This window comes from Streptomyces sp. NPDC005485, from assembly GCF_040606085.1.
Classification (GTDB): domain Bacteria; phylum Actinomycetota; class Actinomycetes; order Streptomycetales; family Streptomycetaceae; genus Streptomyces.
On sequence record NZ_JBEXDZ010000005.1, the window covers coordinates 101,230 to 111,614 of the forward strand.

10 protein-coding genes are annotated in these 10,385 nt (G+C 74.0%); 3 read left to right on the plus strand and 7 right to left on the minus strand.

The genetic code is table 11. The annotated features are described in order from the left end of the window. Positions 1-74: 74 nt before the first annotated feature. Positions 75-1,187 carry a mechanosensitive ion channel family protein gene (locus tag ABZS97_RS03775; protein WP_356133173.1) on the minus strand — a complete coding sequence of 371 codons (1,113 nt, stop codon included), beginning with the start codon at positions 1,185-1,187 and terminating at the stop codon, positions 75-77. 280 nt (positions 1,188-1,467) lie between these two features. Between ABZS97_RS03775 and ABZS97_RS03780 the strand changes: the two genes are divergently transcribed. Further along, entirely contained in the window at positions 1,468-2,004 is a 537-nt protein-coding gene (locus tag ABZS97_RS03780) for an HNH endonuclease (protein WP_356133147.1), read from the plus strand. Between the two features lie 56 nt (positions 2,005-2,060). On the opposite strand, the gene ABZS97_RS03785 is transcribed toward ABZS97_RS03780, so the two are convergent. The 6 genes from ABZS97_RS03785 to ABZS97_RS03810 all read right to left on the minus strand — a co-directional run bounded on the left by ABZS97_RS03785 (position 2,061) and on the right by ABZS97_RS03810 (position 9,689). Next, a complete protein-coding gene (locus tag ABZS97_RS03785) occupies positions 2,061-2,675 on the minus strand; it encodes a hypothetical protein (protein ID WP_356133149.1) in 615 nt (204 codons plus the stop codon). Then, the gene (locus tag ABZS97_RS03790) at positions 2,672-4,057 is read right to left on the minus strand and encodes a hypothetical protein (RefSeq protein ID WP_356133151.1); all 1,386 of its coding nucleotides are present in this window, start codon (positions 4,055-4,057) and stop codon (positions 2,672-2,674) included. The genes ABZS97_RS03785 and ABZS97_RS03790 overlap by 4 nt, the downstream gene beginning before the upstream one ends. Further along, positions 4,054-4,884 (minus strand): ABC transporter ATP-binding protein, encoded by an 831-nt coding sequence (locus tag ABZS97_RS03795; protein WP_356133153.1) that lies wholly within the window; start codon positions 4,882-4,884, stop codon positions 4,054-4,056. Before ABZS97_RS03795 ends, ABZS97_RS03790 begins: the two co-directional genes overlap by 4 nt. Then, positions 4,881-5,837 (minus strand): zf-HC2 domain-containing protein, encoded by a 957-nt coding sequence (locus ABZS97_RS03800; RefSeq protein WP_356133155.1) that lies wholly within the window; start codon positions 5,835-5,837, stop codon positions 4,881-4,883. Before ABZS97_RS03800 ends, ABZS97_RS03795 begins: the two co-directional genes overlap by 4 nt. Positions 5,838-5,842: 5 nt before the next feature. Then, positions 5,843-6,421, minus strand: a complete 579-nt coding sequence (locus tag ABZS97_RS03805) for an RNA polymerase sigma factor (RefSeq protein ID WP_356133157.1) — start codon at positions 6,419-6,421, stop codon at positions 5,843-5,845. Positions 6,422-6,506: 85 nt separating this feature from the next. Then, positions 6,507-9,689: a beta-N-acetylglucosaminidase domain-containing protein gene (locus ABZS97_RS03810; RefSeq protein WP_356133159.1), complete on the minus strand. Its 3,183-nt coding sequence runs from the start codon at positions 9,687-9,689 to the stop codon at positions 6,507-6,509. Positions 9,690-9,954: 265 nt separating this feature from the next. Here ABZS97_RS03810 and ABZS97_RS03815 point away from each other — a divergent pair, with 265 nt between their 5' ends. Together ABZS97_RS03815 and ABZS97_RS03820 are read left to right on the plus strand one after the other, a co-directional pair. Continuing rightward, positions 9,955-10,185 carry a hypothetical protein gene (locus tag ABZS97_RS03815; RefSeq protein ID WP_356133161.1) on the plus strand — a complete coding sequence of 77 codons (231 nt, stop codon included), beginning with the start codon at positions 9,955-9,957 and terminating at the stop codon, positions 10,183-10,185. Continuing rightward, a partial coding sequence (locus ABZS97_RS03820; RefSeq protein ID WP_356133163.1) for a hypothetical protein occupies positions 10,186-10,385 on the plus strand: 200 nt, incomplete at its 3' end. It abuts the gene before it with no gap.

The window sequence follows — 10,385 nt, forward strand, 5'->3', positions numbered from 1 at the left end:
GCGCACAGGAAGGGGGCGCCCGGAGAGTTCCGGGCGCCCCCTTCGTCGTACGAGTCGAGGACGAGTCCTCAGCGCTACCGCACCGCCGGCCGCTGCGGAGCGAGCGGGGTGGCCGCCTCAGCCTGCGGGGACGCGGAGTTGGAGTACACCGAGGGGGCCGCGACGGTCGCCGTCGGGTCCGGGATCTCGTCCTCCGGCTGGGCCGGGAGGCCGCCGACGAGACGGATGTCGGCGGCGTCGAAGGCACGCTTGATACGCCAGCGCAGCTCGCGCTCGACGCCCACCGACTTGCCCGGCATGGTCTTCGCCGAGACGCGTACGACCATCGAGTCGATCAGCACGCTGTCCAGGCCCAGCACCTCGATCGGGCCCCAGAGCAGCTCGTTCCACGGCTCGGCCTTGCTCATGTCCTCGGCGACCTGGTCGAGCGTGGCCTTGACCCGGTCCAGGTCCTCGGAGGACTTCACGGTCACGTCGACGCCCGCCGTGGCCCAGCCCTGGGAGAGGTTGCCGATGCGCTTGACCTCGCCGTTGCGGACGTACCAGATCTCGCCGTTGTCGCCGCGCAGCTTGGTGACGCGCAGGCCGACCTCGATGACCTCGCCGGAGGCGACGCCCGCGTCGATGGAGTCCCCGACGCCGTACTGGTCCTCCAGGATCATGAAGACACCGGAGAGGAAGTCCGTCACCAGGTTGCGCGCGCCGAAACCGATGGCCACGCCCGCGACCCCCGCGGAGGCCAGCAGCGGGGCGAGGTTGATCTCGAAGGTGGCCAGCACCATCAGCGCCGCGGTGCCCATGATCAGGAAGGACGCCACCGAGCGCAGGACCGAACCTATGGCCTGCGAGCGCTGCCGGCGCCGCTCCACGTTCACCAGCAGACCGCCGAGCGCGGTGCCGTCGACCGCCTGGGCCGTGCGGTTCATCCGGTCTATCAGCTTGGTGATGGCGCGCCGTACCGCCACTCTCAGGACCGCCGCGATCACCAGGATCAGCAGAACCCGCAGACCGATCGCGAGCCACGTGGACCAGTTCTGCTGGACCCAGCTCGCGGCGTTGGTCGCGCTTTCCTGGGCGTCCTGGAGCGTCGGCGTCACCGGCTCCGTCGAGGTCGCCGAGGGGGACGGCGAGGGATCGACGGCCGGCAGGGCCGACAGGACGGTCGAGAACACAGCAGGTACCTCCAGGCGTAGCGGTCCGCCCGCGGCAGGGACACAAGAGGGGCACCGGTCGGGCAGGCCCACCACACTATCGGGGCATTGTGTGTGGATCGTTGCCGTGTTCGAGGGAGAGACTGTGCTCACCTGGGGATGAACAGGATGTGGTCCCGGGGATGTAGAAGGTGTGGTCGAAAACACTCCCAGCCCGTTACCGGGACATGGTGGCGCTTCCACCAGGCATGAGGGGAGACTGACTACAGATCGTCCCGGCGCGAGCCACGCGCCGCCGGCGTACAAGGAGGCATCCGTGCCGCATGTCCTGGTCCTCAACGCGTCGTACGAGCCCCTCGGCGTCGTACCGCTCCGCCGTGCGCTCGTCCTCGTCCTTGAGAACAAAGCCGTCTCTCTTGAGGAGTCCGGCGCCTTCCTGCACAGCGCAACCGTTACTGTCCCCGCACCCAGCGTGGTCCGGCTGAAGAGGTTCGTGCGGGTCCCTTACCGGGGGCCCGTCCCGCTGACCCGTCGGGCGCTCTTCGCCCGCGACGGCGGCCGGTGCATGTACTGCGGTGGCGTCGCAACCAGCGTCGACCACGTCATCCCGCGCAGTCGCGGGGGTCAGCACGCCTGGGACAACGTGGTGGCGTCGTGCCGCCGCTGCAACCACACCAAGGCCGACCGTCACCTGGTCGAGATCGGCTGGCGCCTGCGCCATAAACCCGCCCCGCCGTCGGGGCTCGCATGGCGCATCATCGGAACCGGGCATAGGGACCCGCGCTGGCTGCCGTACCTGCAGCCGTACGGCGCGGAGGATGCGATGGCCCGGATCGACGGCATTTCCGCCTGACGATCCGGGCTTTTACGTACCTGCCGGCCCCGTTCCGAAAGGCCCCACGCCTTCCGTCAGGCGCGGGGCCCTTCGGGGCGGGCGCCGCGACCCGCGTACAGTGCCGTGCCGATCACGAAGAGTGCCAGGGCGACGGCCCAGGCCCCGAGCTGCGGCCCCGACTGGAGAGGCCAGGTCAGGGCCGTGCGGGCCCTCATGCGCGGCGCCGAAGCCGAGAAGTACACGGCACTGAAGTACAACGTCGTCGGCAGCCAGCTCACCCGCGCGCCGCACAGCACCGCCGAGAGGGCCGTCAGGCCGGTCGCCCCCAGCGTGTTGCGGACCATCCCCGCTGCGCCGAACACCTGCGAGTTCCCCGGGAGGGCGAGGGCCAGCGCCGTCGCCGCGAGCGCGGTGAGCAGCAGGAGGTGGGTCAGCCGCCGCGGCCACCACGGGCGTACGGCGGTGTCGTCCAGGTCGCGGGTGTGGGAGTGGAGGCTGACGCCGATCGCGGCCGAGGCCAGCAGGGGAGCCAGCGAGAGCAGCGGAACCCTGCGGTCCGGGTCGAGGTAGAAGTCCGGGCGGCTCGCCATCCACAGGGTGAGCAGCGCGGCGCAGCCGAGCGCGGCCAGCGTGGCCGGGACACCGCGGGAGCGGCCGTACAGCGCGAGTGGGGTCGAAGGGGTGCTCACAGGGCCGGGACCTCCTTGGGGTCCGGGTCGCAGTCCCGGGCCGTGGCGAAGTACGTGCTCAGCCAGGTACGACGCTGGTCGTCGGACATGGCGGTGAGGTGCTCGTAGGCCTTGTCCTCGGCGCGGAGCCGCGCGAGCTCCTTGTCGTCCCCGCGCTGCCGTGCGCTCGCCACCGACTGGTCGTGCAACTCCTTGTCGAGGTGGCGCGGAGCCAGCCAGCGCACCATCGCGGCGTCCGCGGTCCTGACCCGCTCCGCGGACGGCACCCCGTCGCAGTCCTGGCGCACGAGCGCGAGGGCCGCCTCCCAGGTGTACTGCTCCGGATCGGTCACCCTGGCGCGTACGGCGCTCCAGCCGAACGGCGTGAGCATCGGCAGCTGCGCCTCGTCCCGGTGCGGCTCGCCCGGCCGGTCCTCGAAACGGACCGGAAGATTCCGTACGCCCCTCAGTCGGCCGGTGAGACCGGACAGGGCGTCGGCGACCTCCGGCAGCATGCCCGGGTAGGTGGCGTTGACGCAGACGCGCGGGGTGGTGGAGTCGTCGCACACCTGGTGACGAGCGAGCGGGTTTTCCTGCACCAGGCCGTCGCCCGTCTGGACCAGCAGGACGGCGGCGCCCAGCGCCGCCGTGAGCGGCAGCAGCGCGGTGGCCCGGCGGCGGGCGGCATGCGCCAGGGCCGCCGCGACGGCGAGACCGGTCGTCCACACGGCCAGTGCGAGCGGGTACCACCACAGGTGGAGGTCGTCGTGGGAGCCGCGCACGAAGGCGAGGGCGAGATAGCGAAGGGCGGACTGTGCGCCGTTGAGCATCCCGAACAGGACGAACGCGGCCAGCGCGAGCGCCGGAGCCGTCAGCCGCCAGGGCGCGACCCGCCCGATCACATGGCCGAGCAGCGAGCAGGCGGCGAGCGCGATCGCGGTTCCGGCGAAGACGGTCGGCTCGGGGGCGCCTGCCGAGGCGTACGGCGCACAGGCGAGCAACGCCCCGGCGACCGCGGCCAGGTACGCCGTCACCAGCCAGCCCGCGAGCGGCAGGGCGGCGGTCGACAACTGCGCCAGCGGTGTCCGGGAGACCGAGGCACGCAGCTCCGTCATTCCCCGCCGGTGCTCCCGGCCGCCCTGCCAGGCCCCCGCCGCGAGCGCGAACGGAGCGCCGATCAGACCGGCACCTATGGCCAGACGGCCGGAGGTCTCCCCCCAACTGCCCTGCCACTGATCGGCCGTGAACACGAGCCCCCAGACGAGCGCCACGAGGAACGCCGCACCGGCCCAGGGGGCGAAGCCGCGCAGCGCCTCGGCGCGCAGGGGAGGGCGGCGCGCGGGGGTGGTCCGAGGGGCCACGGGGGCGTTGCCGGGCGGTGTTTGCAGGGTCTGTGCGCTCATCGGGCGGCTCCCGTCGCCCGGTGGGACCGGCCCGAGGGGCCCGAGAAGCCGGACACGGCGGCGCGGTGGCCGCGCAGGGCCGCGGTGTAGCCGCGCTCGAAGGCGTTGCCGTCGCTCTCGTCGCCGTCCACGCCGAGGGCGGCGAGTGACGCGGGGGTGCCCCGGTAGGCGACCCGGCCGGACTCGATCAGGGTCACCTCCGTACAGGCGGCGGCCACGTCCTCCACCAGGTGGGTGGAGACGAGCACGGTCGAGGACCTGCCCAGGTCGCGGAGGAGTGCGCGGAACTCGACGCGCTGCTCCGGGTCCAGGCCCGCGGTGGGCTCGTCGAGGAGCAGGATGCGCGGGTCGTTCACGATGGCCTGCGCGATGCCGACGCGGCGGACCATGCCGCCGGACAGCGTCCTGACCTTGGCGTCGATACGGTCGGCGAGCCCGACGCGGTCCACGGCCCGCTCGACCGCGGCCGGGGTGGCGGCGGCAGGCAGCTCCTTCAGCCACGCCACGTACGCGACGAACTCCCGCACGGTGAAGCCCGGGTAGTACCCGAAGTCCTGGGGCAGATAGCCGAGTTCACGGCGTACGGCGCTGCGCTCCCGGTGGCCGCGCAGATCGCCGCCGAGCATCTCGACCCGGCCCTCGGAGGGCGCCGCGACCGTCGCCAGGACCCGGATCAGGGAGGTCTTGCCGGCGCCGTTGGGCCCGAGCAGGCCGTGCACACCCGGGGCGAAGTCCAGGTCCACGGCGTTCAGGGCGGTGGTCCTGCGGTGGCGGACGGTCAGCTTGGAGAGACGGATGGAAGGGGGTGCGGTCGCGGTGCTGGTCACATCGTCTCCAGACGGTCGTACGCGGTGCGGCGCGCGGCGAGGAGGAGGGCGCACAGCACGGCTGCGGCCGCCCAGCCTCCCTGGGGTGCGGCGCCGGTGAAGTAGAGGTCGAGTTGATGCGTGAGACGGGCCGTCAGACCGGCGCTGGAGGAGGCCAGGCCGGTCCCGGTGGCGGTCAGGACGGGCGCCGCCAGCGCGAGCAGCCAGCCCCCGCCGACCACCGCCGTGCCGATACGGCAGCCCACGTACCCGGACAGCAGCAGCGAGCCCAGCGTCAGGGCGAGCCCGGGCAGCAGCCAGGCGGCCGCCGCCGGGGCCTCCGGCAGCCGGGGCGGGGCGGCCGGCAGCAGCAGCCCGGCGACCGTGAGCAGCGGCACGCTCAGCGCCAGCACGGCGGCGGTCCGGGTCAGCAGCAGGCGCAGCCCGCTCGACGGTGACGCGGCGGTGATCTCGTGCAACGGATCGGCGTGGCGCCCGTACGACAGGGCGACCCCCGCCAGGGGCATCGCGGGCGCGAGCGCCAGCAGCAGCGGCTTCGCGCCGCCGAACCCGGCCACGTACGCCAGTGCCACCGCTCCCACGGCGACCAGGACCACGGCCCCGGTCCAGGCCCCGCGCATCGCGGGCCCGGCGGCCCACAGGATCCGGCCGAACCGGCCCCCGACGGCTCGAGCCCGCGCCGTGCGGTGGGTCGGTGCCGGCGCCGCCGCTCCCACCGCGTCCAGGACCGTGTCGCGCACCTCCGCCAGGACGACCCCCGCCGCGCCCTCGCGGGCCGCTCGGGAGACCCGGGCGGCGCAGTTTCCGCAGCTCTCCAGGTGCTTCTCCAGGGACCAGGCGTCCGCATCCGGAAGGGAACCGTCCGCGTAGCGGGCGACGAGGTCGTCCGGGGCGTGCCAGCTCGCCCCACCGGTCGTGCCCTTCGTGCCGTTCCTGTCGTTGCTACGGCTCATGCTGCTCATGCCAGGCCTCCCAGCGGGGACGGGTCGAGCTGGGCGAGGGCCGCGCGGAGCTCGGCGCGGGCGCGCATGGCGCGGGTCTTGACGGTGCCCTCGGGGATGCCGAGGAGGCGGGCGGCCTCGCGGGTGGTCAGCCCGTCGACGACGGTGGCGCGCAGCACCTCGCGCAGCTCGGGCGAGATGCGGTCCAGGGCGGTGCCGACGTCCCCGTACTCCAGGCCCGCCAGAACGCGTTCCTCGGCGGACGGTGCCGGCGCCGCGTACTCCACCCGCTCCACCCGCTCCACCCGCTCCACCCGCTCCTGCACCCGCCGAGCGTCCACCAGGCGCCGCGCGGCGATCGTCCACAGCCAGCCGCCGGCCTCGGTCCCGCGGTACGAGGCGGCCGACCGCCACACGGTCACGAAGGTGTCCTGCAGCACCTCCCGCACGACGTCGGGGTCCCCGCAGCGCCGGGTCAGCCGCACATGCAGCCACCCGGCGTGCCGGTCGTACAGCGCGGCCATCGCCGCCGAGTCCCCGTGCGCGACGGCCCGCAGCAGCGCCGCGTCCGTAGCGTCCTCCCGGTGGCCCCTCATGGGGCGGAACAGTCTCACACCCCGTCTATCGATCACCTTGTGGCCATCGGTTCACAAGAGCCGCTCGCAAAGGACGGGACGCGGCTCACTCCGCCACGGCGTACGCCTCCACCGACCACAGCGAATACCCGAACCGCGTCGCCCGCTTGTCCCCCTGCACCCGTACGTAGCGGACGTCGCGCTCGTCGAACCGGACGGACTCACGGCCGCCGCGGCCGTCCCGGACCGTCGCCGCGGTGCGCCAGGTGCGGCCGTCGGCGGAGACCTGGATGCGGTACGCGGAGGGGTGGGCGTCCTGCCAGTGCAGGACGACCTGGCCGAGGCGGACCGGCACGACCGGCTCGTTGAGCCGCACCTGCCACCAGGCGCCATCCTCGACGGGGGAGGACCAACGGGTTCCCGGATCCCCGTCGTTCGCCGCCCGCGCCGGGAAGTCCGGCGTCTCGTCACCCGAGGAGGACGTTTGTCCGCCCAGCGCGAGATCGGGGCCCGTCGTGCGCGGGAAGGCCCGGACGGTCACCGTGCGCACCGCGTCACCGAAGGCGAGCGTGATCTCGTACTCCCCCGAGGGCGTCCCGGCGGGGACGGAGACCTCCACCGGAACGTCAACGGCCGTACCGCGAGGGAGAGTCGACTTCCTGGGGACGTGCACCTCGATGCCCTTGGGTGCCCGCACCGTCAGCTTCCCGTGCGTGTCGGCGGGCCGCAGCGATGTCAGCCTGGCCGTCACCCGCCCGCTGCCGCCGATCTCGACGTCCGCCTCGGCGCGCGCCAACTCCAGTGCGGCGCCGGGGGAGTCGGCGTACCACGGCACGAGATGGCGTACGCGCGAGGGCACCGCACCGCTCACGCGCAGGGCGTCCGCCCGGAGCCGGCAGGGGAGTTCGGTCGCGCCGCCCGTGGAGAGCGCGCCGAGCAGGCGCCAGCCCTCGCCGGGTACGTGCGCCTCGACCGAGCCGGGGGTGCCGGGCTCGGTGAGAACGGTCACCGTGCTGAGCGTGCGGGCGCGGGGGAGGCGCACGGTGCGGCCGTCGCCGGCGTTCGCGCCAGGACCGGGCTCGGCGCCCGGACCGGGTTCAGCGCCCGCACCGGGTTCGGCGGCCGGCTCGTGGTCGAGGCCCGCCCAACTCTCGTACGCCGTCCGGGCTTTGGACAGGAAGGGGCCGAGGACCCCCTTGCCGACCGTCACCCGGCTCGCCGCGAGTTCGGCGCGGGCCCTGTCGAGGGCGCGGTATGCCGCCCAGGCCGCCGTGGCGTCGCCGTCCGACTGGGCGCGCAACATGGCCAGTGCCGTCTCGCCCACCTCGCCGTAGCGCGCCAACTTCTCGGTCCAGGGCGCCACTTCGGAGGCCAGGGAGCTTCCGGACAGTCGCTCGGGGATCTCGCGCAGCACCGTGAACGCGGCACGCAGCCGCTGCTCCGCCCGCGCGTTCGCCGCCTTGTCCGTCGTCGTGCGCGCCTGCCAGAACGCGGCGAGGAGCGGACGCAGATACGCCGACTCGTCGCCGTCGAGGACCGACGAGGCGTCGTTGCCGGCCAGCGCGGACAGCGCCTCCTCGCGGCGCCTGTCTCCGGCCGCGAGGTCGTCGATCGCCGCCTTCCAGGACTCCTCGGGGCGGTAGTTGCGAGGGTTCCAGGCGAAGTCGGCGGCGGTGAACAGCGGGATGCGGGAGGCCGCGGCCTGCTCCATCCCGTTGGCGAGCAGTGCCGCCGAGCCGGTCGCGACGGCGGGTTCACGGCCCGTGTAGGGGCCGAGGAAGACGCGGTCCTGCGCGTAGTCGTTGACCGGGTAGTTGTCCATGGTGACGAGCCGGTGCCCGCCGAACGCCGCCCGGGCGCGGGCGAGTTCGCTTCCCGTGATGGTCCGCGGCACGACACCCACGCCCGTCCACGCGACCTCGACACGCTCGTCCAGCGCGCTCGCGAGCGCCCGCCGGTAGTCGGTCGAACCGTCCTGGAAGTACTCGGTCGGCATCAGCGACAACGCGGCCGCGTCCGGGTGCCGTTCGGCGAGCTGCCGGGCCACCTCGTTCGCCACGCGCGCCTGCGCCTTCGCGGCCGCCTCGGAGCCGGAGCCGAACGTCCCGGCGTCCGCGTCGCAGTGCCACTCGCTGTAGCTGACGTCCTGGAACTGGAGCTGGAAGGCCCTGAATCCGAGCGCCCACATCGCGTCGAGCTTGCGGGTCAGGGCGCGCACGTCGGCGTCCGACGAGAAGCACATCGCCTGCCCGGGGGCCACCGCCCAGGCCAGGGTGACGTGATTGCGGCGCGCCCGCTCCGTCAACGTCCGGAAATCCGCCCGCTGCCGGTCCGGGTACACCTCGCGCCAGCGCTGCTGGCGGTAGAGATCGTCTCCGGGGGCGTACACATAGCGGTTCTGCTTGGTGCGGCCCATGAAGTCGAGCTGTGCCAGGCGCTGTTCGCGGGTCCACGGGGTGCCGTAGAAGCCCTCGGTGGTGCCGCGCACGGCGGTGCCGGGCCAGTCGCGCACGACGGCTCCCGCGATCCGCCCGGCGGGGCCCGTCAGCTGACGGAGCGTCTGCACCGCGTGGAACAGGCCGTCCTCGCCGACGCCCGCGAGAGCGACCGTGTCATGGCCCTCGAAGCGGCCGACCGCCAGCCGGTAGCCGCCGGAGGGGAGGTCCGCGCGGGGTGCGGCCCCGAGCGCGGTGAGCGCCTCGTCCCACGGGGTGGCCGCGCGCGCACCAAGAGCGTGCGAACCGTCGGCGGCCGCGCTCCCGGCATGCCCGCCGAACCCGTACGCCCGGCCCGCGCCCTTGGTGCCGTCGGACCCTGCCCCCGGCCCTGTCTCCGCCCCCGGCCCCGGTCCCGACTCCGCCTCGGTCCCCGCACGCACCACCAGCGCGCCGGCGGGGAGCGTGTCCCCCGCGTGCGCCGTGGTGATCCTCCGCGCACCCGCAGCGCGCAGCAGCGCACGCAGCGCGTTGAGGGCGTACGGGTCGGTCACCGCGCCCCTCGTTTCGTCGGTCAGCAGGACGACCTCGTCCGGGACCGCGACCGGGGCGGAGCCCGCGCGCAGCGACTGGGGCCGGGGCCAGACCGCGGGCAGCGTGGCCGCGGCCGGCGTCCGGTCGTCCGCGGAGGCCGGCGGCGCGTGCGGCGCCGCGACGACGGCGGGAGCCGCGCCCAGCGTGCCCGCGACGACGGCGATCGCGAGGGCGACCGCACCCCGTCCGCGCCGCGGCTGCCCGGGCAGCCGTCCGCCTTGCGTGCCTCGTTCCGCCGCCGTCCCACGCCGGAGCTGCACCGGCCCCCTCCTCGTCGCTGCTCGACTCGGCCCCCACGGCTCTGTCAGGGCGGCCACGACCCCACCATTCACGCGGTGGAGGTGTCAACGGGAGGAGGTGACGATGCCGGGGGGAGTAGCCGTTGTGCGGCAATTGCCCTAGCCTGCACAAGGTGTGACCAGTGCCATGTTGTTCGGTGATTGCGTTCCCGTGCGTCTGCGGATGCGCTCGCTGGGTAGGGCTGCGGTAACCCGCTCGAAGCCGTACGACATCAAGGAGGCCCCCGTGGCCGCATCCGCGCACCTGCTCCTGACAGCCCTCTCCAAACCCTCGGCGGAGCCGTCCGCCGAACCGCATTTCTGCGTCTTCAGCGCCGAGGGCAGCAGCGCCGAGGCCCCGCTGACCAGCGAGCCGCCCCTGCCGGACGCGGAACCCCTCACCAGCGAGCCGCCGCTCGCCGACACGGCACCCCTGACCAGCGAGCCCACGTCGACCGGTACCGCCTCGGGGGTGTAGATGCCGCTGTCCCGGCTCGCCGACCTGCACGGCGTCGCCACCTCCTACAGCCCGTCCCCGGGCCGCACCGTCGCGGCCTCGGACGCCGCGGTCGTCGCGGCCCTGGCGGCGCTCGGCGTCGACGCGAGCACCCCGGAGGCCCTCCGCGCCGCCCACGCCGCCCCCGAGGCACAGGTCCGCGACCGGCGGCTGCCGCCGAC